The organism is Chryseobacterium sp. Bi04 (assembly GCF_918698085.1).
Classification (GTDB): domain Bacteria; phylum Bacteroidota; class Bacteroidia; order Flavobacteriales; family Weeksellaceae; genus Chryseobacterium.
Window position 1 is genome coordinate 40,819 of sequence record NZ_CAKKLP010000011.1, and the last position, 24,804, is coordinate 65,622.

A 24,804-nucleotide genomic window follows, 5' to 3' on the forward strand; every position below is an offset into this window, starting at 1 on the left:
GCTGGAATTTGAAATTTTTAATACCAGAATCTTGAGGTAAATATCTAAAAAAGGCTTTCAGATTCTGAAAGCCTTTGATTTATATTAGTCTTTGATTTTAGATTTGAACTTTCTCTGGTAATCTTCCCACTGTTCTCTGGTACGGATTTTTTTAAATAAATCCTTTGATATCAGTTCCAGGTAGGGTTCCAGTTCTTTAGCAGATAACTCTCCCTGCAGAATAGTGATAGGATCTCCATGTTCATCCAGGAAAACAGTACTTGGTACAGCTCCTACGTTCATGTACTGGGTAAACTCATGCAGGGAATTTTTTCCTTTCTTCTGTTCCGTATTTGGATTTGAAAATGTTCTTCCAAAGATTTCAATACTATTTTTTTCTTCAGCATTAAATTTTACAGGATAGTAATTCTCATTTAAGATCTGGGAAATCACGGCATGGCCATATGTTTTTTTATCCATAATCTTACAAGGCCCACACCAGTCTGCATAAAAATCAATAAGAATTTTTTTAGGATGGGTCTTCTGGGCTTTTAAAGCCTCTTCAATAGTCATCCACTTTATTTGTGCAAAACTGAAATTCAATAATAATAAGAGTACTATGCTTAAAATTTTCTTCATAATGATTTGTGATATTTATGTAAAAATAAGCATAATAGTTTATTCTTTATTTTACATCCTGCATTAATTTTTTTACAAATGGAGAAATCAAAATTAATACTACTCCGGCAATTACAGCGTATAATCCCAATTGTTTATATCCATCAGTATAAGTGATCAATTCATCATAATTGGTAGAGCCCTGTTTTGCTGTAGCCAGGCTGGCTCCGATAATCCCTGCAACATACTGCCCATAAGCTGAGGCAAGGAACCACATTCCCATCATCATCCCCTGAAGGTTCTTGGTGGAAAGCTTAGTCATGATGGATAATCCGATAGGGGAGAGGCATAGTTCTCCAAGGGTAATAATCAATAATGCCAGTGTGAAGAAATTTAATGAAGTAATCCCCTGAAGATCGGCAAACAAACGGGTAGCAAATAAAACGTAATATCCCAGTCCAAGGAAAATAAAACCTAATCCAAATTTGATAATGGTATTAGGCTCAATTTTTCTTTTGTTCAGCCAGATCCAAAGAAGTCCGATAAGTGGAGCCAGGAAAATAATGAAAAATGCACCTCCGGAGTTATTCACTCCATTCGGGTCTAATCCAAAAAGATCTTTATTCAGGTTCTTAGCGGCAAAAATACTTAAAGAGCCGCCACTTTGTTCATAAATTCCCCAGAACACTATAGAGAAGATAATGAAGACCAAGGCTGCCCAAAGCTTCTTGCGTTCTGAAGCTGTTACTTTAGACATTTCATAGAATAAATAAATTAATGTTAATGGCCCGATAGTCCACATAAAATAATCTGTATATTCTGTTTTGGCAACCATGGTCATAATGATGGGTACAAAAACCAATGATAATACGTAGACTCCATATTCTTTCCATTTTGGGATCGGTGCAGATTTGATTTCTGCTAAAGGATGCCCCGGCTGAAGTCCAATAGTTCCTAATCTCCTTTGAGTAAATATGAAATTAATTAAACTGATAACCATTACTACTGCTGCAAGTCCAAAAGCAATATGCCATCTCATTTCTTCGGATATAATATTGCTTAGGAATTCTCCTTTACCAATTGCAATACATAAATAGCCACCTAACAGCGCGCCAAGGTTAATACCTGCATAGAAAAGTGAGAATCCGGCATCTGCTCTTGAATCATTAGACTTATACAGCTGTCCAACCATTGATGAAATATTCGGTTTGAAAAAGCCTGTTCCCACTACAGTAAATGCAATACCCAGAAAAAAGAATTTATGGGGATCGGTTGCTAATATTAAACTTCCGATAATCATCAGAAGCCCACCCCAAAACAATGATTTTCTGAATCCTAAGATTTTATCTGCAAAAAGACCTCCTATAAAAGTAAAGGCATATACAAAAGCCTGGGTGGCTCCGTACTGAAGGTTGGCTTCTTTTTCATGGAAGTTGAGTTGTGAGATCATAAAGAAAACCAGCATTCCACGCATTCCATAGAAACAGAAGCGTTCCCACATCTCAGAGAAAAACAGACTCCAGATTTGTTGGGGGTATTTTCCTTTGAAATTTTGTATTTCATCTAAAGTTAAGCTCATAATGATAATATGATTATTTTTAATTAAGGGTTTTTATTTTCCTGATCCAGCTCAAAACGGATTCTATCCTGGTCAATAATTTGTTTTAATTCTTCTTCTTTTGGGAGATACAGCAAATATTTGCTGGCGAATAAATTGTTTTTATCATTGAGAACGGAGTATTTTACAATGGTCTCATCCTTTTCTGAGCATAGTAGAATTCCGATGGTTGGATTATCTCCTTCACCGCGTTTAAGGTCATCATACATTCTTACATACATATCTATCTGCCCAATATCCTGATGAGAAAGTTCTCCGGTTTTTAGGTCGATGATGACAAAGCATTTCAATATGTAATTATAGAAGACAAGATCAATATAGAAGTCTGATGTATCAGTTGAAATATGTTGTTGTCTGGCTACAAAAGCAAATCCTTTTCCAAATTCCAGTAAAAACTTTTGAATATGATCAATGATTGCTGTTTCAATTTCTTTTTCGGAAAATTGTTCATCAGATCTTAAGCCAAGAAATTCAAAAATATAAGGATCTTTTAAAACACTGTGAATAGTTTCTGTGGAAGATTTTTTATGTTTTAAAACCCGTTCGTAAGCAAGGGAATTGATTTGTCTTTTTAGATCCCTGACATTCCAGTTATTTTGTACCGCTTCATTGAGATAATAATTTCTTTTATTTTTATCATCCTGACTTGAAAGCAGTCTGTAATGAGACCAACTCAATTGTAGAGACAATGTGTCAACAATTGGGAAAGACATATAAAATTTACGCATATTAGATAAATTTGTATAGTCAAATCCTTTTCCAAACTCCAAAGTTAGCTTTTGAGATAGATTCTTTAAAATATATTTTCCATATTCTGCACGTTCTTTTCCCTGTTGTTCATCTTCAACAATCAGTTTTCCAATCTGCCAGTAAGTAAGCAGTAAGGTAGAATTCGCTATCCGAAAAACCTTTTCGCGCGATTGTCTAATAATTTCCTTTACGGATTGGAATAAAGAATCTTCGGAAATTTCCATCGTACGAAATTAAAAAAAACCTCTGACTTAGCAGAGGTTTTATTCATATTTTGTTAATGCAGTTAGTTTACACCGTGCATCATTTTCTTTAAGATAGGTGAAATTAAACCTAGAATCACAGCAGCAATACCACAAAGTACCACGAATACCATAAAGAATTCAAATAAATTATGGATTTCAAATCCTGCGAATGTAGGGTTGTGTAACGGTAGCTGAGCTTTTTCAAATGCAGCTGCCTGATCAGCAGTTAATGTTATTTTTTTATCTAAAACATCCTGAAGATTTACTCCTATTTCCTGTGCTTTTGTAAATTTATCACCTGTTGCAGGGATCAAAGCCCCTAGTGAACCTGCTAAAGCATAGCCTGCAGCATTAGAAATAAAGAAAACACCATATAATAATGAAGCGAATCTTTTTGGAGCCAGTTTACCAACTAATGATAAACCAATTGGAGAAAGACAAAGTTCACCACATGTCTGAATGAAGTACAGTAACATCAGCCATTTGATAGCCAACAGGCCAGAGTTTCCTAAATCTTTTACGTTGTGCGCTATAATAAAATAACTTAAAGCTATTAATGCAAGTCCCATTGCCTGTTTGAATGGAGATACAGGCTCTTTTCCTTTTGCTCTCAGTTTATCCCAACACAAACTGAAAGGAACGGCTAGCAGAACAACGAAAATACCATTAAAGATCTGAACCATTGAAGGTGGCATATTCCATCCAAAAATGTTTCTGTCAGTTTGGTTATCTGCGATGAATGTTAATGAAGAACCTGCCTGTTCGAAAGCTGCCCAGAAGAAAATGATAAAGAATGATACGATATAAATTACCCATATTCTCTGTCTTTCAATTTTGTTTTCAGCAGAACTCATAATAAGGAAGGCCAAAGAAATACCTGCTGAATAAATGAAAGGATAAATAATTCCTTTGATCAATTGACCCATTTCTACAGCTTTAAATCCAAGTTCTCCTACCAGTAAATATCGGAAAGCAAAGAATAAAATAACAAATATAACTCCGGTAATACCTAAAGCCATACCTGAGAATTTTGCTGTTTGCGTTTCACCTTCTTCAAAATCTGCACTGGTATTGTTTTTTGGTAATCCACCGATAGGTCTTCCTTCAGGTGTTACTACATATTTATTTTTAAGGATAAAGAATGTAATAGTTCCAATCACCATGGCAATTGAAGCGGCTAAGAATCCCCATTTGAAGGCGAAGATATCTCTTACTCCTGTAGCAGCGTCTTTTACGTCTCCTACATAAGGACAAATAAACTGACCTAAAAATGCTCCAATATTGATTCCCATGTAGAAAATAGTGAAAGCAGAATCCAGTTTAGACTTCTCTTGTTTTGGATATAAGCTTCCCACCATAGATGAGATGTTCGGTTTGAAAAATCCATTACCAAAAATAATAACGAATAAAGCCAGCCACATGATAAGCTTGGCGCTTCCAAGATCTGCAGAAAAAGTGGAAGCACTAATGAATAATAAAAACTGACCAATGGCCATTAATGATCCTCCAATGATAATAGCAAACCTGTTTCCTATATATTTATCTGCAATAAATCCGCCTAAAAGGGGAGTTAAATAACATAAGGCCAAGAAGCCACCATAGATAATAGCTGCATCAGCTTCTTTTATCAATAAGGAATTTACCATAAAGAGCGTCAAAAGAGCTCTCATTCCGTAAAAGTTGAAACGCTCCCACATTTCTGTTCCGAACAGAACCCACAATCCTTTCGGATGTCTGGAATTCTTATTCTCTACAAATTCATCCGGTTTCGGACTTATTGCTTCAATATTATCCATTTCTATTGTTAATTTTTGTTAAGACTGACAAATATAGTTTATTTTGGGTTTTTGGCAAGGTTTTAATTTTATTTTTAAATAAAAAAGCTGCAGAACCATTCTGCAGCTTTATATTCTTTATAAATACCAAGGATTAGTGCCCTTTTTCCTTCATAATTTTATTTAATCTTTTTAACATAGAAAGGCCTAATAGCGTAGCAAATATTAACAAACCGAAATTAACAAGAAAATAATTCGTCTTATTTTCGTAGTTATACCATGTACTGGCAAGGATTCCTGAAAGCTTGTTCCCTACAGAATTGGCAAGAAAGAATCCTCCCATCATCAATGCTGTAATTCTTGCCGGTGACAGTTTTGAGACAAAAGAAAGTCCCATAGGAGAGAGGCATAATTCCCCAATAGTAATTACTCCATAACTGGCTACCAGCCATAAAGGAGAAACTTTTATCGCTCCGTTGTCTCCGGCCATTACCGCTAATACCATCACCAGACAGGATAGTCCTGAAATAAAAAGACCTAACACTATTTTGGTAGGGGTTAATGGTTCTTTTCCTTTTCGTCTTAAAAGTGCCCAAAAACCTACGATAACTGGTGTTAGGGCAATTACCCAAAACGGATTAATGGATTGAAACAGCTCGGTATTATATAAATATACTTTTTGTGGTGAGGTTCCTCCCAGGTCCTTACGATCTAATTCTGAAATATTTTCGAAATAAATATCCTTTCCTATTTTTTTTAAAGGTTTTCCATTTTCATCTTTTTGGGATCTGAATTGTTCATCATAAACGGGAACCTCTTTGTCCTCATAACTCTTGCCTTCCACCATGTAGATGCTTTCAAGAGGTTTTTCTAAAGAAGCGGGAACACTTCTGTCTGTATAATAATTGGCCCATCTTGTAAGGGCTGTACCATTTTGTTTGAATACCGCCCAGAAGAACATACTGATCAGGAATACAGAAAGTAATGCTCCAATTGAAGGTTTTTCGTCCGGTTTAGCTTTGAAATAAAGAGAGGCATAAAAGTAAATAACTGGAACACATGCAAATATAAAGGCATCTGTACTGTCACTACCAAAGATATTGTTAGGAATAAACCAACCGATTGCTCCGGCAATAATAGCAGGAACAAATACTTTAAGCATGATTTCTGAAAGTTTCGTGTCTCCTTCCTGTACAGGTTTCATCTGTGCAGCATGGATATAGTGTTTTCTTCCGATCGTGAAAATAACCATACCGATCAGCATTCCAACTCCGGCGGTGATGAATGCTTCACCCCAGCCAAATTTATTACGCATAAATGCAGCAATAATATTACAGATGAATGCACCGATATTGATTCCCATATAGAAAATATTATATCCGGAATCTTTATTGGCTTTATAAGGTTCTTCAGAATAAAGGTTTCCTAAAAGAGTGGAAATCGTAGGTTTAAAAAAACCATTTCCAATGATAATTAAGGCCAAAGAAGAATAAAATAAGGGTAAATCTTTGAAAACTCCCATCCCAATGTACCCTGCAGCCATTAAAAATCCACCAAGGTAGATGGACTTAATATATCCTAACACTCTGTCTGCCAAAAATCCACCAATGAAAGGGGTAAGGTATGTAAGGGCAATATAAGTTCCGAAAATATCATCTGCGGTCTTGTCGGGCAGTCCAAGACCTCCTTTCATACCCGTGGGCTCAATAACATATAGTACAAAGATTCCAAGAATCAGGTAATATCCGAAACGCTCCCACATTTCAGTGAAAAAGAGGAAGGGTAGCCCTTTAGGATGTTTAGTCTTCATATAATCAATTTTCAAATTTCCCAAAAATAAGTTTTTAATTTCAATTGATAAAATAAATAATACTTGACGAAATGATTAATGAAATAAATAGAAATTTTTTGTTTCGGATACTATAAATCAAATTTTGCAAAACCTGATCAATATGTATGTACAACGAGTTGATATTGCACATATTTCGAAAAGAAAAAACAAAAAATATACATGATGTATTTCTCTTTATGGTGATCATTGTTTTTAGTTTTGATAGGTCAATAATGACGCAAAAGAATTTTATAGAAAGCATTATGAAAAAAATCGATTTAAAAAAATTGAAAGGAAGCTTATCCAGAAATGAGCAGAGAAAAATTAAAGGAGGCGTAAGAGAAGAAGATCCATATACTGATCTGGGATGTGCATGTACAAACGCACAGTGTGCTGCTTCACATGGAGGCAATGGAGATTCTTATTGCAACGGGACTTTTTGTTGCGGATAATTAAGACTTATTTTTTAAAATGGCAACAGGAAACTGTTGCTGTTTTTTGAAAAGTAAATGACAAAAAAAAATGACACACAAAAGTTATACTGCTGTTATCAATTATTTAGAGAATCATAAAATATATGTTGACCGGGATGAATTTGAGCTCCAGTTGGAGGGGCATCCGGATTTTCCAAGTCTTTTAGCATTTTCTGATGCGTTACACTTTTTCAATATTGAAAATTACAGCTACAGAATAGATAATGATGAAAAAGATATTTTACCGGAAGATTTTCTGGCTTTAGTGGAGGGAGAGCTGGCTGCTGTGAAAAATAAGAATAATCAACTTATCATGAACGGTTCTCCGACAAATGATTTTTTTTCAAAATGGGAAAATATAATACTTGTTATTGAAAAAGAAAGAGAACTTGCAGCTACAAAATCAAGACTTAATTATTCCTACATCAATTGGGGAATCCTTATCATATTGTTTTTATTTCTATTAGGATACAATTCTTCCAATATAATTTTACAATCAACTTTCGCACTTACTTCTTTAATAGGATTTGTATTTGCTTACGAAGCTTATAAAAAGACGCATGGGAAGGGAACATTTATTCCGGTGGGAGTGTGCAAAAGCAATTATTTGAATACGGATTGCGATTTGGTTTTTAATTCTAAAAAATGGAAAATTTTTAACAAAATAGATTTATCTGAGATTTCACTTTTGTTTTTTACCAGTCAGATAGTTTGCTTCATTTTATTTTCTCTCGCAAGAAACATTGAATTCTTTTTTACGGTCTATAAATATGCTTTATTTACATTTATTCCCATGGCTTGTTTATCTTTATACTATCAGGTATTTGTGGTCAAAAAATACTGTCCGGTGTGTATGATCATTATAACCTGTGTGTGTATCCAATTACTCACAGCTAATCTTATACCTTTTGATGCCAAGAAAATAAATCCGGGTTCTGTATTCTTATTTTTAATTGGAATTTTTGGTTCTTTAGCTGTTTTGCTGAACTTAAGAACGAAAAATGGGATTGCACAGAAAAATGAAAATAGCATCAAGAAAAATCTGAAATTCAGGAGAAACTATTTGTTTTTTAAAAACAATCTATCCATTCAAAAGAAACTAATGGATACCGATTTTTCAGGTGCTTTTGTATTTGGGAATGAACATGCCGATCAAAGTTTAACCTTTATCACCAATCCTTTCTGTAAACATTGTAAAGAATTTTATCCTGTTTTTCTAAAGCTGGTTAAGATGTATTCTGATGAACTGAGAATTAATATTTTCTTCGATATAGACCTTAACAGAGGTGACGAGGACAACAAAAAAGTTCATGTCAACCTTACCAATATTTATCTCAATAGTAGAAATAAGGCAGAATTTTTAGAGGCTTTGAGCAATTGGTATGAAGTTCAAGCGTATAGTGAAAACAAAAATGGATGGTATACAAAATATTCTAAATACTTCGGAAGTTCAGAAGCTGCTCTTAATCTATTAAGAAGGCATGAAAATTGGGTGACGGCTAATAGCATTCACTTTACACCTGATATTTTCCTCAATGATACGGAATATCCCATTCAGTATGAAAGAGCGGATCTGGAGTATTTTATCCCCGAATTTTTATCAGAAAATTAAAACCGATTATGAAAAATTTATTATTTATATTGCTGGGAACTGTGATGTTTTTTTCTCAGAACAACAGGTTCATCTATGAGGTGAAATACAAGAAAGATTCAACCTCAAAAGAGATCATCAGGGAAAATTACTATCTGGATATCACAAAAGAAGATATTGCCTACTATAACAGACTGAATTATACTAATGATTCAATATTTAATGTTACTGGAAAATATTCGCCTGGTAGGTTGACTTCTTTTCTTATCAAAAAGAACAATAATAATGTCTATCAAAGCTATGAATATATCGGAGATGTGAATTTTTATAAAATGTCTGAGGAAGCCAAGCAACAATGGACTATTACAGACAGTACAAAAGTTTCTGATAATTTCCGGCTTCAGAAAGCTACTGCTCAATTCGGAGGAAGAAACTGGATTGCATGGTTTACTAAAGATATCCCAATGCCCTACGGACCTTATAAGTTTAACGGATTGCCAGGATTGATTATGGAATTGTATGACACTCAAAAGAATTACTATTTTAATGTGATTAAGAGTGAAAAGATTCCGGATGATTATAAACGTAATTCATTAAATAATTATATACCCAGAGCAATTCCCGTTACCCGGAAAGATTTAAATACACTAATGTTGGACCTCTATTCCAACCCTTTTAAATATGTGTTGAATGGAAATCTGACTATGCGCGAAGGGCAGAAATTATTGTTGGATGACGGAACGGTTCTCTCCAAAGAACAGCTGAAGCCTGCTGAAGGTAATGAAAGGAAAAAAATAAAAGCCTTTAATAATCCTATAGAACTGGATAAAGCCGTAAAATACCCTTGATGAATATAAAAATCCCTTTCAAAAACTTGAAAGGGATCTATAGTGAGTTTAGTTTGTAAGATATGTTTTCTTATAAATTGTTTAAGATAAAATCAGTCATTTTCTGATAAAGCTGCGGTCTTGTCTGACCTCCATAAATTCCATGATTCTTATCCGGATAAGCCATAAAATCAAACTGTTTTTTATTTTGAATTAAAGCTTCGGAAAACTCCATAGAATTCTGGAAATGTACGTTATCATCAGCTGTCCCGTGGATTAACAGGAATTTGCCTTTTAATAAATTAGCATATTCTGTAGGTGAGTTTTTATCATATCCGTCAGCATTCTCCTGAGGGGTTCTCATAAATCTTTCGGTGTATACAGAGTCATAATATCTCCAGTTGGTTACCGGTGCAACGGCAATTCCCATTTTGAAAACATCTGCTCCTTTAGTCATTGCCAAACTGGTCATATAGCCACCGAAGCTCCATCCGAACATTCCGATTCTGCCCTTATCAATATAAGATTGGGTACCGAACCATTTGGCAGCAGTAATCTGATCCTCAATCTCATATTTACCTAAGTTCATATACGTTACTTTCTTATATTTTGCCCCTTTATAGCCCGTTCCACGTCCGTCTACACAAGCAACAATATATCCTTTCTGTACCAAATGATTGAACCACATAGCATTTCCATTATCCCAGGAATTGGAAACCTGCTGCGATCCCGGACCTGAATATTGGAACATGAATAACGGGTATTTCTTGCTTGGATCAAAGTTTTTAGGCTTCATGATCCATGCATTCATCTGATCGCCCACTGCATTGGGAATGGTAATGAATTCTTTTTCAGTAAAATTATCAGCTTTTAATTTTTGTAACTGATCGTTATTGTTCTGAAGTTCTTTTACTGCCTTACCATTTCCGTCTTTTAAAACATAAGTATAAGGTTTTGAAGCTGTAGAAGAGGTCTCAATAAAATAATTGTAACTTTTACTGAAGTTGGCAGAATTGTTTCCTTCAGCATTAGAAATAAGCTGAGATTTTCCGTTTTCAATATTTACTTTAGAAATTACCTTGTTGATACTTCCTTTTTCAGTAGTCTGAACGTAGATTTCTTTAGATTTTGGATTGAAGCCATAATAATCCGTTACTTCCCAGTTTCCTTTAGTGATCTGTTTTTTAAGCTTGCCATCTTTGTCATACCAGTATAAATGACGGTTTTCGTCTCTTTCTGAAGCCCAAAGGAAGGAATTGTCTTCTAGAAATTCTAAAGTAGGGCTATCCGTATCAATCCACTTGTCATCCGTTTCAGTGAATAATTTCTGAACCGCTCCTGTTTTAGTATTTACTTTTAAAATATCGGAAGCGTTTTGAATTCTTTCGGAAGTAATCAAAACAATTTCATCTGCTTTTGCCGTTTGAAAAACGTTAGGGATATAATAATTTTTAAAAGAGGCTAAATTCAATGGCATTGTTTTTCCATTATCCAAACGGTATAATTGTGCAGAAACTACAGAGTTTTTTTCGCCGGCCTTAGGATATTTGTAACGCATTTCAGCCGGATAAAGATTTTTCCCATAGATAGGAATATAGATTTCCGGAACCTGGCTCTCATCAGATTTTACAAATACAATAGCATCAGAATTTTTTGTCCATTCATACTGTCTTGCATGTCCGAATTCTTCCTCATATACCCAGTCTGCCAATCCGTTAATGATGGTGTTTTTCTTACCATCGTTCGTTATTTGTGTGATCTTTCCAGAAGCCAGATCCTGATAGAATAAATTATTATCAGAGATGAAAGCTATTTTCGTAGCATCGGGTGAAAATCTAGGCTCCTGAACAGTCTTGCCGTCATTTAGGCTGATTACCTTTCCTGATTTTAAATCTTTTACGTCAAATTTTCCAAGGAAAGAGTGTCTGTAAATAGGTTGGCTTTCCACTTGTAAAAGAATTTTAGACTCGTCATCAGAAAATTCATAGCTTTCAAATTTTCCCTCTACAAGGTTTCCTTCTTTCTGAGAAGTCTTGTAAGAATATTTTGCGATTCCTGCCGGTTCTATAACCAGATAGTTTTCACCGTTTTTCATAGATGTAATCCCGGCAATACCTTTACCACGGTAATATCCTGAATATATTTTATCTAAAGTAATTTCCTGTGCCGATACAGTTTGGAATGCCGCAGCAATCGTAAGCGTTAAAAATAGTTTCTTCATTTCTAGCATTAATGGATTTCAAAGATAATAATTTTATTAAAATGTGTAAAAAAAGCTTTTAAATAAGACTTTTGGCAGAAAAATTGAATATCATTAAGTATAATCAAATCAAATAATAATTATGGAAACGAATGCATACAACCAGAAACTGAACCGTTATGTATTGAATGACAGAATTGTTTATACAGGTTTTTCCAGCTTTAAAGATGCTGAAGAATGTGCCAATAAAAAAGGAGGAACATTGGTGGAAGTGAGTTTTAAAGATGGAAATGATAACCCTCAGATTACAGATGAAGCCGGTTTGATAGAAAAAAAACTTCACTACTATGTGTATGCAGGCGATGAATACAAATTTATCCATTCATCAGATCCCGGATTTAGAAAATATGCTGATGAATTGCAGAAAATAAAAGCGAAAATGCGTCAGGATGCTCCTGATGAAAGATATTTAGCGAATTTTGAAATTGAAAATGCTGAGGATCCGATTATTGTATTAAAAAATGACCACTTTGAATCGGTCACTTCACGAGAACGTTCAAAATATTTGAAACATGCCTGTGTTTATGAACTAGGGGTATCCCTGTTAAAATCTTAAAAAAAATCTATTATGAGCAAGACAAAATATTCAGAAAAAGCTCAGGACAAAGTAGGAAAAGTAATGCACGAATTCAAGGAAGGGAAATTGAAATCTTCTTCCGGAAAAAAAGTGACAAGCAGAAAACAAGCCGTAGCAATCGGTATTTCTGAAGCAAGAGAAAAAGGCTTAAAAGTGCCTTCAAAAAAGAAAAGCAAATAATAGTTAATGAAAAGTCCGTGAAGAATTTCTCCACGGACTTTTATATTTTAATAGTTGGAACACTCTGGCAAGTATTTTTAATCCTGGCTATTATAAAGTATTTTATAGTATTCGTCTGCCATCCTATCGCTGTTGAATTGTTCCTTTACATCATCCATTGCATTGTGCTGAATTTTTCTCCATTGATCAGGATGGTCATAATAGGTGGGAAGGATTTCGTTCTCAAGGATTTCATATAATTTGTTTAAATCATAATTATCCTGCTCATAGATGCTCATATTCAGATAATCTGCTTTAGGAACCACAAAGGAATTTTCTCCATGTTTTGCAAATTCAGGAATCCATCCGTCATCAGTGGATAAATTGACCGAACCATTCATGGCGGCAGTCATTCCGGAAGTTCCTGATGCTTCCCTTGGAACTCTCGGATTGTTTAACCATAGATCCGAACCTTGCTTTAAAGATTTACTTAAAGAAAGCTCATACCCTGTAAGCACAGCTATATTTTTATGATTCTTACTTTCCTCAACGAGTGTGTTAAAGATGGAAATAGCAGAATAGTCCATAGGATAAGGCTTACCGGCCCAAATGATCTGTACAGGATATTTAGAATTGTTCAGAAGTCTGTAAAACCTGTCTTTGTCATGCAAAAGAAGTTCTGCTCTTTTGTAACCAGCAAACCTCCTGGCCCAGACAATGGTAAAAATATTAGGGTCAAATAAATTTCCTGTTTGATCTGCAACAGTACTGAAAAGTTTTTTCTTTAAATGCTTTTTTCTATAGTCGAAAACAGTTGCATCATTTTCATCTTTAGCGTTATAAAGAAGCTTATCTGCCCAATATTTAAATTCCTGAGCATTGGTAATAGATGTGATTTCACAAATTCCCGGATATTTACTCCACATTGTTCTGGAAACTGTTCCGTGAAGCTGAGAAACCCCATTGGCTTTTCTGGCCATTTTTAAAGCACAAAGAGAATGATTAAACCGTTCATCATCTGTTCCTTCTATACTTTTTATTTCTTCCATACTGTAGCCTGAGAAATAAGACATATCATAGCACAATTTGAGGTTATGCTTTTCATTTCCTGCTTCTTCCGGAGTATGAGTTGTAAAGACTAATTTTTCTCTTACTTTATTGAGGTCTCCATTATATTTTTTTAATAAATAGAACGCAGCCGGAAGTCCATGGGCCTCATTCAGATGATATACCTCTCTTTCGATATTCATCTCTTCCAGTAATTTAGCACCACCTTTTCCTAATAAAATATACTGAGCAAGCTTTGTAGATTCATTGGCGTCATACAATTTGTGACAGATTGTTTTGGAAACATGATCATTTTCCGGAACATCTGTTGAAAGAAAAAACATGGGAGCTGTATTGAAAGTCTCAGGATCAAGGTACCATACCTTTACCCAAACCGGGGAACTGTGGATTTCAATCTGAAATTTTATCCCTGTATCCACCAGAAAGCTATACATTTTTCTTGTCCATATCGGTTGTAGCGTTTGGTCATGATTTCTTGCCTGATCATAATAACCAAATTTCCAAAGAATACCGATTCCAATAAGATCCTGCTTCAGGTTATAAGCACTTCTCATATGGGAACCTGCTAAAAATCCAAGACCTCCGGAATATATTTTCAATACCTGCTCAAGGGCAAATTCCATTGAGAAATAGGCGGTTTTTTTTGAATATTGGGGATTAACGCTGTAAGGTATTTTGAAATTCCTGAAATCCATAAATGCTGATTTGTGTTAGAAGAGGCAAAGGTATTGATTATGAAAATAAACTTTACATTAATTATTTGATAAATTAAATTGGAAAGTAATTATGGGATTGTTTTTTTACTTACCTTTAGGAGTGTAAAAAATTGATTATCAAAAACTTTTAGTGGTGAAAACCGATGACTGCATGTGTTCTTTAATTCAATAAAAAAATCACACATGAAAAAGACATTTTCTGAAGAAGATCTGATAAAGAATCTAAGTTTATATTACCTGAACAGGCATTTGAAAAAAAAGCCCATAGAAAAGTACCACCGTACAATAGATGAATCTCAGCTACATGACCGTGAAAAATACAGAAAGAAGTCCGAAATATTACTTCTCAACTCTTTTATGCATCACTTTCCCGAGGTCAAATTTGAGGATTTCACTTGTGAAAGCCCTGATTTTATTGCCAAATTAAATGATAAAAAAATTGGAATAGAGCTGACTGAAGTGATCAATCATCTGGAAATGAAAAAGGTGGAAAGTACCCTGAATAAGATATTCCGTCAGGCAGAAATATTATTGGAACAAGAGGACACTACGAAATATCGTGGTGTTTATTTTTTAGAATTTCACACTAACGTAAGATTTGATAATCTGGAACAACAGGAAGAAAATATTATCAGTATTTATAAAAGTATTAAAAGAAATAAAGCTGTTGGCTGTGTGAAAAGCGTGCGGAAATCTTTCCACCGCAGGAATGTCTTTATCACCCACGAATATAATATGAATCTTTTTGATGAACTCTGTTCGGAAAAAATCCTGGAGCTTATTGAAAAGAAAAATGAGAAATTCCCATATTATGATACTTCTGTAGATGAATGCTGGCTGGTAATAGTTTCTGATATGAATTCTATAGCCTCACGATATACCTTTATTCAGGATAAAGAACATTTAAATGAGGTGAAAAGTCCTTTTCATAAAATATTCCATCTTGAAAATCTTTGTGGAAACATCACAAGCATAAAATAATTCATTTAATGAATTCTATAATGAATTATTGTTTTTATTTATAATATTTCAAAATTATTGCAATTTTATTATTTGTAATTAAATTATAGGTATATTTGGTATGGGTTGATATCAGCCTGATTTAAACTGATTTAACCATAAAAACATATATCTATGAGGAAACTTTTACTTTTCATTCTTTTTTGTATATCTCAAACTTTTTATTCCCAGGCAGATTGTGCAACAGCATTAGCTGTCTGTGGAAACTCAGATATTACCTACAGCCCTTCAGGATATGGCAATATTAAAGAATTGGTAAACTCAGGAAGCTGCATAGATGCAGTCGGTGAACATAATTCGATTTGGTACAAAATTACCATTGCCACAGGAGGAACACTTACCTTCGACCTGGTTCCTAATAATCCGGATGCTGATTATGACTGGGCTATTTTTGGGCCTAATGTTACCTGCGGAAGTCTGGGATCCCCCATACGCTGTAATGCAGCAACAGTGATTGGAGTAGGTCCTTCTACAGGGTTAAATATGACAAGTACGCTCCTAAGTGCTATTGGTGGTTCTTCCACTCCTTACTGTAAATATATGGATGTTTTACCCGGGCAAACGTATTATTTGTTTATTGACAACTGGGTGAGCAGCACCAGCAGCACAACAGCACCGTTTTCTTTGACATGGGGTGGTACAGCTACCTTGGCATCGCCATTTACAGACCCGAATATTCAGACGTATCCATTTATCCCTCCAGGTATTGTTCCTGTAAACCCGGCTGACCCAAGAGAAGTTATTATATGTGGAAGTACTGAATTGTTTGACTTTTCTACTTTATCCTCAGGAATTCTTAATGGAAATCAGAGCTTTAGCGTGAGCTATCATACCAGTCAGAACGAAGCGTTAACGGGAGCCAATCCTATTACCGCTCCCAGAACGGTGAACACCACTACTGTTTTTTATTATAGTATCAGTTATACAGATCCTACAAATCCGGATAACCCACTTAATAAATGTAAACAGATCGGGAAATTTAAATTCAAAGACGGTTCTATCAAGGTAAAAAATGCTACTTTGACAGCTTGTAACAATAATAACGCAGGTACGGCATTGTTTGATCTTACATCGGCAGATATTATTGGAAGTACTACTGTAGTTAAGAAATACTACCATTCCATGGCTGACCTCGATGCGGGAATGAATGAGATTACCACACCAATGGCATTTATATCTGCTGAAGCTACAATCTATGTAAAAGTAATTTCTGAGTTCGGATGTACTGCTGTTGCGCAGATTACTTTAAAATTCTATCCGGCAATCATTGTCAATGATGCTGTAATAAGATCATGTTTTATTGAAACGAATCCTTCTACGGCATTATTTAACCTTACCGGAGCGAGCGTAACTGCACAGCCGGGAGCAGGGAAAAAATACTACCCGTCCCTTACGGATGCCATCAATCAAACCAATGAAATTTCTAATGCTTCCAATTATATTGCTCCAAGCGGATATGTGTATGTAAGGGTTTACAATACACAAGGCTGTTATAATATTGCTAAGATTACTCTGACAGTTATCCCGCCGGTATATTCGGATATCCTTAAAGATAAAATCATTTGTGCAGAAGATACCACTACTTTAGATGCAGGCCCTGGATTTAAAAGTTATGAATGGAGTACAGGGGCTACTACTCAAAGTATAAGCAATGTAGGAATTGGAACCTATTGGGTGAAGCTTAAGACTGGAGACTGTACTGCGATACAGAACGTAAAAGTATTGCCGTCTGATCAGCCTGTGGTTTCAGGAATTGATATTGCGAATAATACAGTTACTGTATCTGTAATGGGAGGAAATCCTCCATATAAATACTCTATGGATAATATAAACTGGCAGGATTCCAATGTTTTCAAAAATATTTCAAGAGGTGATCATACAGTATTTGTAAAAGATGCTTACAATTGTGACCCTATTGAAATTGACATTGTAGTTCCGAATTTAGTAAATGTAATTACTCCCAATCAGGATGGCGTGAATGATGGTATTGATTACTCTGCATTAGCCGGTAAACAGAACTTTGTCATGGATATTTTCGACAGATATGGAAATAGAATTTTCCGAGCAGACAAAACCAACGGTTACAAATGGGATGGTACAGAAGGAGGGAAAAAAGTTTCGACAGGAACATATTGGTATTCTATAACCTGGAATGAAAGTGATAAGAAAAATACACCTGTCAAATTTTCCGGATGGGTACTGGTAAAAAACAGAGAATAAGTGACATAAATCAGTAAATACTATAGATAGACAAAACCACTTCGTTTGAGGTGGTTCTTTTCTTGAAAAATCTTATTTTAGAAATTAAAATTAAAATTAAAAGTATGAAGCAGCTCTTTATTAAGCGTTTTGAATATTACAAATCTCTTGGTGATAAAACATTCGGACAATTGTCTGATGAACAGGTTTTCTGGCAGTATAATGAAGAAAGTAATTCTATTGCGGTCATTGTAAAACATATTGCAGGAAATATGCTTTCGAGATGGACCAATTTTTTGACTGAAGACGGCGAAAAATCATGGCGTCATCGTGATGAGGAATTTAACAACACTTTTAAAACAAAAGAAGAAGTTACCGGATATTGGGAAAAAGGATGGAAGTGTCTTTTTGATGCCTTGAACCAGATCAGTGATGATAATATATATTCTACAATTTACATTAGGGGAGAAGCCCATTCCGTTATTGATGCTGTCTTCAGGCAGCTGGCTCATTATCCCTATCACATAGGACAAATTGTATACCTGGCAAAAATGATGAAAAATGATGAGTGGAAGACACTTTCTATTGCAAGGAATAAGTCACAGGAGTTTAACACAGAGATGAAAAATAAAATTTCCGGAGAAGAATCTGGACTTAATTCATCTCCCGTATGTTTTCAAAACAGCCCTGAAGTAAGGGACGAATACAAGCAATAGATTGAATCAATCTTGGCTTCTTAGTAAAAATTACTATCTTTGCACCCATAAAATTCAGGAGTAACAAATGTCTACTTTTCACAGAACTGCCGCGTTTCACACACTTGGCTGCAAATTAAACTTTGCAGAAACATCTACTATTGCCCGTCAATTAACAGATGCAGGTTATGATAAGGTAAGCTTTGATGATAAGGCTAATGTGTATGTCATCAATACATGTTCAGTAACAGAAAATGCAGACCGTGAATGTAAACTTCACGTAAAAAGAGCAATGAAGGCTAACCCGGAAGGGCTGGTTGTTATTGTAGGTTGCTATGCACAGCTGAAACCTGAAGAGATTTCACAGATTGACGGTGTAGATCTGGTATTGGGAGCGAAAGAAAAATTCAATATCCTAAGTTACCTTGACGATCTGGAGAAAACGGAAAACGAAGGAATCGTTCACTCATGTGAAATTGAAGAAACCGACTTTTTTATTGGAAGTTATTCAATTGGTGACAGAACCAGAGCTTTCCTTAAAGTTCAGGACGGATGCGACTATAAATGTACTTACTGTACCATTCCGCTGGCAAGAGGGATTTCCCGTTCTGATACCATTGGAAATGTCCTTAAAAATGCTACAGAAATTGCAGCCAAAGATATTAAAGAAATTGTTCTTACAGGAGTAAATATTGGAGATTACGGAAAAGGAGAGTTTGGAAACAAAAAACATGAACATACTTTCTTAGATCTTATTTCTGAACTTGACAAAGTGGAAGGAATAGAAAGAATCCGTATTTCATCTATTGAGCCTAATCTTTTAAAAGATGAAAGTATAGAACTGGTTTCCAAAAGTAAAAGCTTTGTTCCGCATTTCCATATTCCACTGCAGTCCGGAAGTGATGATTTATTGAAAAAAATGAAACGCCGTTATCTTACCAAGCTCTATAATGACAGGGTAAATAAGATTCGCGAAGTAATGCCTGATGCTGCTATCGGAGTAGATGTTATCGTCGGATTCCCTGGCGAAACTGAGGAACGGTTTATGGAAACGTATAATTTCCTGAATGAACTTCCTATTACTTATCTTCATGTATTTACTTATTCTGAAAGAGAAAATACAGAAGCTGCTGATATGGACGGAGTAGTTCCTATAGCTGAAAGAAAAAAACGTAATAAAATGCTTAGAATTCTTTCTGAAAAGAAGAAAATGGCATTTTATCAGACTCAACTGGGTAAAACGCTTCCCGTACTTTGGGAGCATGAAAATAAAGAAGGAAAAATGTTTGGCTTCACAGAAAACTACGTGAGAGTCCAGAAAGACTTTGATCCTGCCTTTGTCAATCAAATAGAATTTCTAAATTTAGAAAAAATCCTGTCAGATGGCACGGTTTCTGTGCAATCTTCCTACCAAAATTTTTTAGCAAAAGCATAGGCTCTTTGCAAAAATTCTACTAAATTTATTTTTAACTTTAAATACTACATTCATGAGAGATAAGTTTTTATCTTGGGGAATTGTATTAGTAACTGCTACGTGGATTGTAGCATTACTGATCAGAGCGCACTATTGGATACCCATCCTGCTGTCCGCCATCTATGCATTAGGTGTTTACAATGCGTACCAGTCTAAACATGCTATTCTGAGGAACTTTCCTGTATTAGGGTACTTCAGGTACTTTTTTGAAAGTATTTCGCCGGAAATGCAGCAGTACTTCATCGAAAGAGAGACAGATGGGAAGCCGTTTCCAAGGAATCAGCGTTCTGCAGTATACAGACGTGCCAAAAATTTAAGTGATACTGTTGCTTTTGGTACACAGCTGGAGGTTAATCATAGAAAATATGAGGGAATTAAGCATTCTATTTATGCAAAGTCACCATCAGAAGAGCTTCCAAGAGTTTGGGTAGGTGGAGAACAATGTACACAGCCTTACCATGCTTCTTTATTTAATATTTCAGCAATGAGTTTTGGTGCATTAAGTGACAGGGCCCAGATTTCTTTAAATAGAGGCGCTAAGAAGGGGGATTTTTACCACAATACAGGAGAAGGAGGAATATCGCCCCATCATATGGAAGGAGGAGATTTATGCTGGCAGATTGGGACCGGTTATTTTGGATGCCGTGATGAAGAAGGAAAATTTAACCCTGAATTATTCACAAAATATTCAAACCTGCCGAATGTGAAAATGATTGAGATCAAATTGTCTCAAGGGGCCAAACCAGGACATGGAGGAGTGCTTCCGGGAGTGAAAAATACTCCGGAAATTGCAGCAATCCGTCACGTTACCCCGGGGATGACTGTTATTTCACCTCCATCACACTCTTCTTTTCATGATGCTGCAGGATTGCTGAGGTTTGTACAGCAACTGAGAGAACTTTCCGGAGGTAAGCCCGTCGGGTTTAAGCTTTGTATAGGAGATACTAAAGAATTTGAAGATATCTGCGTACAAATGAATGTGCTGAAAATTTATCCTGACTTTATTACGATAGATGGAGCAGAAGGGGGAACAGGAGCTGCTCCGCCGGAATTTTCAGATGGAGTAGGAATGCCTTTGGAACCTGCGCTGATCTTTGTAAACAGAACACTGAACAGCTATAATGTAAGAAATAAATTAAGAGTAATTGCCAGCGGTAAAGTGCTTACCAGCCTGGACATTTTAAGGGCTGTTGCTATGGGAGCAGATATGTGTAACAACGCCAGAGGTTTTATGTTCTCTTTAGGATGTATTCAGGCTTTACGTTGTAATTCTAATAACTGTCCTACTGGTGTTGCTACTCAGGATAAAATGCTGATTAAAGGACTGGATGTTACTGATAAAAGCGAAAGAGTATATCACTTCCACAAAAATACACTTCATACCTGTAATGAACTGATTGCTGCTGCCGGAAGAAGTTCTTACGAAGAAGTAGATGCTACCATGTTTATGAGAGGAGATGAGTTTGATCATCTTGCAGATTTATACTTCCCGGATATTCTGGGTAATGTAAAGCAAAAAGCAAGATCTTAAATGTAAAACAAGTATAAAATAAAATCCCCACAATGGTTTTCATTGTGGGGATTTTTTATTTTTATTGAGCTTAATCAGCTGCCCTTGTTATATTTTTATAGACCTGGAAGTTGAAGACAAAAGTTCTGTTTCTGAAAGAATATCCACTGTAATTGTAATGAGGATCTCTTGCAAAAGCCGCTCTGGACGGTACTATAATAACCCCTTGAAGATTGTAGCTTTCTCCATCTGCTTTATCAAAAGCTTTATATTTCTGTAAAGCCTCATTAAAGCCTTCAATCATATAATAACTTTTTTGCTTCGCTATGTCTGTAGTGGCATTTTTGATTAATTTATTGTAATCTTTAATATAGTAGAATTTTGGATCAACTACTGGAATTCCGGTTTCACTAATGGTGTTGTAATTAGTTAAAGGTGTTTTTGCTCCATATACAACACTTCCGTTGTTATCAGTGGCTACAAAAGTCAGCGCGTTCATCATGATACGTAAACTGTCTCCTTTGGTAATTGCTACCCCATTGGTGGGCTGAGCATCAGGTCTTGTAATGAAAACGGTACCTGAAGGCAATGTTTCGTTAGGAAGAGCGGATAACTTCTTTTCATTATCATCACTGGCGTCTGTTGTACTGAAAGTTCTTACATTTCCCTGCGCATCGAGATAATTTTCATCCATAAACTTTTTAATCGCCTGATCATCATAGCTGTTTTGGACGTTAATGTCTTCAGGTTCATTAATGGTATCTACTACATCATCTTTTTTACACGCCGTAAAACATAAAGATCCTGCAAGGATATATAAAAATATTTTTTTCATTTCAAAAAAGTTTAATTACTTTACAAATAATATAACGGCAAAAGTATAAAAAATTATGAGAATAGATAAATTTTTATGGTGCATTCGTTTTTATAAGACGAGAAGTATTGCAACAGAGGAAATTAAAAAGAACAGGGTTTCGATGGGAACGTCCGCCGTAAAGTCGTCAAAAGAGGTAAAAGAGGGAGATGTTATTAAAATTAGGAAAAATCAGATTGATTATAAAATAAAGGTAGTTCAGATCCCTAAAAGCAGGATAGGAGCAAAGCTTGTCTCACTTCACATACAGGACGTGACAGATAAAGAACAGTATGAATTGCTGAAACTTCGTAAAATGTCCCAGGATTATTACAGAAATAAAGGAGAAGGAAGGCCTACTAAAAAAGACAGAAGGGAAATGGATGAATATGTAGGAAATGATATTGATGGAGACTTTACAGATTGGGACGATTTCTTTGGAGAAATAAATAATGAAACCGAAAAAGAAGATTAAAAATAAAAAGCTCTAGAGATAGAGCTTTTCTATTATTTCCTTAACGATGTCCTCAGGTTCTCTAGAATCCGTACTTAAACTATACTGTGCCTTGCTGTAAAATTGATTTCTTTCAAATAGGTGCTTGGCAATGAATTCGGGGAGATCTTCATCTGTAATAGTAGCAATTATTGGTCTTTTTTCTTTCTGTTTTGAAAGTCTTTCTACCAATGTTCCTACCGATGTTCTTAAAAATATGCTCTTTGAGTTATGATTAATGATCCCCATATTATTATAATACACAGGAGTCCCTCCACCAAGGCTTAAAACCACGTTTTCTTCAGACGCCAGAATCTCTTCCAATGCCTCTCTTTCCAGCTTTCTAAAGTAAATTTCCCCCTTTTTTTCGAATATTTCAGGAATGGTTAATTTATTTCTCCTGACGATCTCTTTATCGAGGTCAATTAATTTAAAATCTATTTTTTCGCTTAATATTTTGGAAATGTGAGATTTGCCACTTCCCATGTATCCAATCAGTGAAATTATCATGAATTTTTTTTGAACAAATTTGCGAAAAAGTTTTGAGATAAAGAAAAAAGTCATATCTTTGCACCACTTAAAACAAGGGACATTACTTAAATGAAACTTGATGCATAAGTGACCGACTCGGTAGCTCAGCTGGTAGAGCAATACACTTTTAATGTATGGGTCCTGGGTTCGAATCCCAGCCGGGTCACTAGCAATAAAAATTACTTATTTTTTTGTAATTTTATTGCCTGCGTGGTGAAATTGGTAGACACGCCATCTTGAGGGGGTGGTTTCCTAAGGATGTGCTGGTTCGAGTCCAGTCGCAGGCACTGCAAAGAAAATTTAATAATTAATAATGAAGTAATTCATGTTAATTGTGGCCGACTCGGTAGCTCAGCTGGTAGAGCAATACACTTTTAATGTATGGGTCCTGGGTTCGAATCCCAGCCGGGTCACAAGTTTACTGAAAAGTAAATTTTTTTCATATTAATATTTTGTGATTTGGTGTTTCAAAGGTCTCCTCAAGAGACCTTTGATTTTTTATATTAATAATCATAAGAAGTATGAGTGATATTAGTATTGTTGATGAAAAAAAACTCTGACGTTACCATCAGAGTTTGTATTTTATAAAAATTATATAGGTGTTATATAGTTTAATCTAAATGCATATTGTCAATTAATCTTACACCATCTACAACCACTACAATAAAGGCTCTGAAATTTCTGTCTTTATAGAAGAAATCAGTTTCTTTTAATGTATTTTCATCAGCAATCAGGAAATATTCCAGGTGCATTCCTTGCTGGTTGTCAAAAATATCCTTTACCCTTTCCTTAATTTCTGTAATGGTTACCGTTCGGAACCAGTCGTTTACTTTATTCAGGGTTTCGTAAATGATTTTTGAAGCTTCTTTTCGGTCTTCATGAAGTCTTTGGTTTCTTGAGCTTAGTGCAAGTCCGTTTTCTGCTCTATAGATGGGAACTCCTGTTATTTTAACCGGAAGATGTGTTTTTTCAACCATTTTCTTAATAATGGCTAATTGCTGGAAATCTTTTTCTCCAAAATAAGCGCTGTCAGGCTTTACCTGTCTGAAAAGTTCTTCTACTACGGTTCCTACCCCGTCAAAGTGTCCCGGTCGTGATTTTCCTTCCATTTCATTCTCAAGTCCGTCAAAATCATAATGCTTGCTTTCTGCTTTTTCAGGATAGATATCTGCTACTTCGGGGATATACACAGCATCTACAAGCCCAGAGTTTTCAAGGATTAAAATATCTCTGTTAATGTCCCTAGGATACTTTTCAAGGTCTTCAGGATTGTTAAATTGAGTCGGATTTACAAAAATTGATGAAATAACAAGATCATTCTCCTTTTTTGCTTCTTCATATAGAGAAAGATGCCCCTTATGAAGGGCTCCCATAGTAGGGGCAAAGCCTATTCTTTTTCCCATTTCTTTCTGTCTTTCAATGAAATCCTGAAGGACTTTCCTATTTCTTATAACTTCCATAGTTTATTTTAATACTATTTCAAAAATACTAAAAATATCACATAATAAAGTGTGTTTTTAATAATTTGGAAAAGGGAATTTT

21 protein-coding genes and 3 tRNA genes are annotated in these 24,804 nt (G+C 35.3%); 14 read left to right on the forward strand and 10 right to left on the reverse strand.

What is annotated here, in order from left to right; translation table 11 throughout:
• Positions 1-84: 84 nt before the first annotated feature.
• The 5 genes from LQV47_RS16180 to LQV47_RS16200 form a co-directional block, all read right to left on the reverse strand.
• Positions 85-618, reverse strand: a complete 534-nt coding sequence (locus LQV47_RS16180; protein WP_230038655.1) for a thioredoxin fold domain-containing protein — start codon at positions 616-618, stop codon at positions 85-87.
• Between the two features lie 46 nt (positions 619-664).
• Positions 665-2,176 carry a peptide MFS transporter gene (locus tag LQV47_RS16185; protein WP_230038657.1) on the reverse strand — a complete coding sequence of 504 codons (1,512 nt, stop codon included), beginning with the start codon at positions 2,174-2,176 and terminating at the stop codon, positions 665-667.
• Positions 2,177-2,199: 23 nt separating this feature from the next.
• Positions 2,200-3,189 (reverse strand): PDDEXK nuclease domain-containing protein, encoded by a 990-nt coding sequence (locus tag LQV47_RS16190; RefSeq protein ID WP_230038659.1) that lies wholly within the window; start codon positions 3,187-3,189, stop codon positions 2,200-2,202.
• Positions 3,190-3,251: 62 nt separating this feature from the next.
• Positions 3,252-5,006 (reverse strand): peptide MFS transporter, encoded by a 1,755-nt coding sequence (locus LQV47_RS16195; RefSeq protein ID WP_230038661.1) that lies wholly within the window; start codon positions 5,004-5,006, stop codon positions 3,252-3,254.
• A 133-nt stretch (positions 5,007-5,139) separates the two neighbouring features.
• Positions 5,140-6,795, reverse strand: coding sequence for a peptide MFS transporter (locus LQV47_RS16200; protein ID WP_230038663.1), 1,656 nt, complete (start codon positions 6,793-6,795; stop codon positions 5,140-5,142).
• A gap of 284 nt (positions 6,796-7,079) precedes the next feature.
• Between LQV47_RS16200 and LQV47_RS16205 the strand changes: the two genes are divergently transcribed.
• From LQV47_RS16205 to LQV47_RS16215, 3 genes are all read left to right on the forward strand, one after another.
• Positions 7,080-7,268, forward strand: coding sequence for a hypothetical protein (locus LQV47_RS16205; RefSeq protein ID WP_230038665.1), 189 nt, complete (start codon positions 7,080-7,082; stop codon positions 7,266-7,268).
• 70 nt (positions 7,269-7,338) lie between these two features.
• Complete coding sequence (locus LQV47_RS16210; protein WP_230038667.1) at positions 7,339-8,901, forward strand: vitamin K epoxide reductase family protein; 1,563 nt, start codon at positions 7,339-7,341, stop codon at positions 8,899-8,901.
• 8 nt (positions 8,902-8,909) lie between these two features.
• Positions 8,910-9,728: a GLPGLI family protein gene (locus tag LQV47_RS16215; RefSeq protein ID WP_230038669.1), complete on the forward strand. Its 819-nt coding sequence runs from the start codon at positions 8,910-8,912 to the stop codon at positions 9,726-9,728.
• A 70-nt stretch (positions 9,729-9,798) separates the two neighbouring features.
• Here the strand turns inward: LQV47_RS16215 and LQV47_RS16220 are convergent, their stop codons facing one another.
• A complete protein-coding gene (locus tag LQV47_RS16220) occupies positions 9,799-11,928 on the reverse strand; it encodes a S9 family peptidase (RefSeq protein ID WP_230038671.1) in 2,130 nt (709 codons plus the stop codon).
• 121 nt (positions 11,929-12,049) lie between these two features.
• Here LQV47_RS16220 and LQV47_RS16225 point away from each other — a divergent pair, with 121 nt between their 5' ends.
• Together LQV47_RS16225 and LQV47_RS16230 are read left to right on the forward strand one after the other, a co-directional pair.
• Positions 12,050-12,523, forward strand: coding sequence for a hypothetical protein (locus LQV47_RS16225; RefSeq protein WP_230038673.1), 474 nt, complete (start codon positions 12,050-12,052; stop codon positions 12,521-12,523).
• Between the two features lie 12 nt (positions 12,524-12,535).
• Positions 12,536-12,724, forward strand: a complete 189-nt coding sequence (locus LQV47_RS16230; protein ID WP_002984739.1) for a DUF6496 domain-containing protein — start codon at positions 12,536-12,538, stop codon at positions 12,722-12,724.
• Positions 12,725-12,801: 77 nt separating this feature from the next.
• Here the strand turns inward: LQV47_RS16230 and glgP are convergent, their stop codons facing one another.
• Positions 12,802-14,466: an alpha-glucan family phosphorylase gene (gene glgP / locus LQV47_RS16235; protein WP_230038675.1), complete on the reverse strand. Its 1,665-nt coding sequence runs from the start codon at positions 14,464-14,466 to the stop codon at positions 12,802-12,804.
• Between the two features lie 204 nt (positions 14,467-14,670).
• Between glgP and LQV47_RS16240 the strand changes: the two genes are divergently transcribed.
• The 5 genes from LQV47_RS16240 to LQV47_RS16260 all read left to right on the forward strand — a co-directional run bounded on the left by LQV47_RS16240 (position 14,671) and on the right by LQV47_RS16260 (position 21,406).
• The gene (locus LQV47_RS16240) at positions 14,671-15,468 is read left to right on the forward strand and encodes a hypothetical protein (protein ID WP_230038677.1); all 798 of its coding nucleotides are present in this window, start codon (positions 14,671-14,673) and stop codon (positions 15,466-15,468) included.
• Between the two features lie 153 nt (positions 15,469-15,621).
• The gene (locus LQV47_RS16245) at positions 15,622-17,727 is read left to right on the forward strand and encodes a T9SS type B sorting domain-containing protein (RefSeq protein WP_230038679.1); all 2,106 of its coding nucleotides are present in this window, start codon (positions 15,622-15,624) and stop codon (positions 17,725-17,727) included.
• A 104-nt stretch (positions 17,728-17,831) separates the two neighbouring features.
• Positions 17,832-18,422, forward strand: a complete 591-nt coding sequence (locus LQV47_RS16250; RefSeq protein WP_230038681.1) for a DUF1572 domain-containing protein — start codon at positions 17,832-17,834, stop codon at positions 18,420-18,422.
• Positions 18,423-18,489: 67 nt separating this feature from the next.
• Positions 18,490-19,836, forward strand: a complete 1,347-nt coding sequence (gene mtaB, locus LQV47_RS16255) for a tRNA (N(6)-L-threonylcarbamoyladenosine(37)-C(2))-methylthiotransferase MtaB (RefSeq protein ID WP_230038683.1) — start codon at positions 18,490-18,492, stop codon at positions 19,834-19,836.
• Positions 19,837-19,888: 52 nt separating this feature from the next.
• Positions 19,889-21,406 (forward strand): FMN-binding glutamate synthase family protein, encoded by a 1,518-nt coding sequence (locus LQV47_RS16260; RefSeq protein ID WP_230038685.1) that lies wholly within the window; start codon positions 19,889-19,891, stop codon positions 21,404-21,406.
• A gap of 70 nt (positions 21,407-21,476) precedes the next feature.
• Here the strand turns inward: LQV47_RS16260 and LQV47_RS16265 are convergent, their stop codons facing one another.
• Positions 21,477-22,220 (reverse strand): hypothetical protein, encoded by a 744-nt coding sequence (locus tag LQV47_RS16265; RefSeq protein WP_230038687.1) that lies wholly within the window; start codon positions 22,218-22,220, stop codon positions 21,477-21,479.
• A gap of 55 nt (positions 22,221-22,275) precedes the next feature.
• Here LQV47_RS16265 and LQV47_RS16270 point away from each other — a divergent pair, with 55 nt between their 5' ends.
• A complete protein-coding gene (locus LQV47_RS16270) occupies positions 22,276-22,713 on the forward strand; it encodes a S4 domain-containing protein (RefSeq protein ID WP_230038689.1) in 438 nt (145 codons plus the stop codon).
• Positions 22,714-22,725: 12 nt separating this feature from the next.
• On the opposite strand, the gene LQV47_RS16275 is transcribed toward LQV47_RS16270, so the two are convergent.
• Positions 22,726-23,241, reverse strand: coding sequence for a shikimate kinase (locus tag LQV47_RS16275; protein WP_230038691.1), 516 nt, complete (start codon positions 23,239-23,241; stop codon positions 22,726-22,728).
• A gap of 114 nt (positions 23,242-23,355) precedes the next feature.
• Here LQV47_RS16275 and LQV47_RS16280 point away from each other — a divergent pair.
• From LQV47_RS16280 to LQV47_RS16290, 3 genes are all read left to right on the forward strand, one after another.
• Positions 23,356-23,428: transfer RNA gene (locus LQV47_RS16280), tRNA-Lys, on the forward strand.
• 38 nt (positions 23,429-23,466) lie between these two features.
• A tRNA-Leu gene (locus LQV47_RS16285) sits at positions 23,467-23,549 on the forward strand.
• Between the two features lie 53 nt (positions 23,550-23,602).
• Positions 23,603-23,675: transfer RNA gene (locus LQV47_RS16290), tRNA-Lys, on the forward strand.
• Between the two features lie 198 nt (positions 23,676-23,873).
• On the opposite strand, the gene panC is transcribed toward LQV47_RS16290, so the two are convergent.
• A complete protein-coding gene (gene panC, locus LQV47_RS16295) occupies positions 23,874-24,722 on the reverse strand; it encodes a pantoate--beta-alanine ligase (RefSeq protein ID WP_230038693.1) in 849 nt (282 codons plus the stop codon).
• Positions 24,723-24,804 lie beyond the last annotated feature (82 nt).

What these genes read in the sequence shown, in the direction of transcription:
- LQV47_RS16250 (WP_230038681.1), top strand. Translation starts at nt 17,832, where the DNA reads ATGAAGCAGCTCTTTATTAAGCGTTTTGAATATTACAAATCTCTTGGT.
- LQV47_RS16220 (WP_230038671.1), bottom strand. Translation starts at nt 11,928, where the DNA reads ATGAAGAAACTATTTTTAACGCTTACGATTGCTGCGGCATTCCAAACT.
- LQV47_RS16225 (WP_230038673.1), top strand. Translation starts at nt 12,050, where the DNA reads ATGGAAACGAATGCATACAACCAGAAACTGAACCGTTATGTATTGAAT.
- LQV47_RS16260 (WP_230038685.1), top strand. Translation starts at nt 19,889, where the DNA reads ATGAGAGATAAGTTTTTATCTTGGGGAATTGTATTAGTAACTGCTACG.
- LQV47_RS16270 (WP_230038689.1), top strand. Translation starts at nt 22,276, where the DNA reads ATGAGAATAGATAAATTTTTATGGTGCATTCGTTTTTATAAGACGAGA.
- LQV47_RS16265 (WP_230038687.1), bottom strand. Translation starts at nt 22,220, where the DNA reads ATGAAAAAAATATTTTTATATATCCTTGCAGGATCTTTATGTTTTACG.
- LQV47_RS16195 (WP_230038661.1), bottom strand. Translation starts at nt 5,006, where the DNA reads ATGGATAATATTGAAGCAATAAGTCCGAAACCGGATGAATTTGTAGAG.
- LQV47_RS16185 (WP_230038657.1), bottom strand. Translation starts at nt 2,176, where the DNA reads ATGAGCTTAACTTTAGATGAAATACAAAATTTCAAAGGAAAATACCCC.
- LQV47_RS16275 (WP_230038691.1), bottom strand. Translation starts at nt 23,241, where the DNA reads ATGATAATTTCACTGATTGGATACATGGGAAGTGGCAAATCTCACATT.
- LQV47_RS16240 (WP_230038677.1), top strand. Translation starts at nt 14,671, where the DNA reads ATGAAAAAGACATTTTCTGAAGAAGATCTGATAAAGAATCTAAGTTTA.
- LQV47_RS16200 (WP_230038663.1), bottom strand. Translation starts at nt 6,795, where the DNA reads ATGAAGACTAAACATCCTAAAGGGCTACCCTTCCTCTTTTTCACTGAA.
- LQV47_RS16205 (WP_230038665.1), top strand. Translation starts at nt 7,080, where the DNA reads ATGAAAAAAATCGATTTAAAAAAATTGAAAGGAAGCTTATCCAGAAAT.
- panC (WP_230038693.1), bottom strand. Translation starts at nt 24,722, where the DNA reads ATGGAAGTTATAAGAAATAGGAAAGTCCTTCAGGATTTCATTGAAAGA.
- LQV47_RS16245 (WP_230038679.1), top strand. Translation starts at nt 15,622, where the DNA reads ATGAGGAAACTTTTACTTTTCATTCTTTTTTGTATATCTCAAACTTTT.
- LQV47_RS16190 (WP_230038659.1), bottom strand. Translation starts at nt 3,189, where the DNA reads ATGGAAATTTCCGAAGATTCTTTATTCCAATCCGTAAAGGAAATTATT.
- glgP (WP_230038675.1), bottom strand. Translation starts at nt 14,466, where the DNA reads ATGGATTTCAGGAATTTCAAAATACCTTACAGCGTTAATCCCCAATAT.
- mtaB (WP_230038683.1), top strand. Translation starts at nt 18,490, where the DNA reads ATGTCTACTTTTCACAGAACTGCCGCGTTTCACACACTTGGCTGCAAA.
- LQV47_RS16180 (WP_230038655.1), bottom strand. Translation starts at nt 618, where the DNA reads ATGAAGAAAATTTTAAGCATAGTACTCTTATTATTATTGAATTTCAGT.
- LQV47_RS16210 (WP_230038667.1), top strand. Translation starts at nt 7,339, where the DNA reads ATGACACACAAAAGTTATACTGCTGTTATCAATTATTTAGAGAATCAT.
- LQV47_RS16215 (WP_230038669.1), top strand. Translation starts at nt 8,910, where the DNA reads ATGAAAAATTTATTATTTATATTGCTGGGAACTGTGATGTTTTTTTCT.
- LQV47_RS16230 (WP_002984739.1), top strand. Translation starts at nt 12,536, where the DNA reads ATGAGCAAGACAAAATATTCAGAAAAAGCTCAGGACAAAGTAGGAAAA.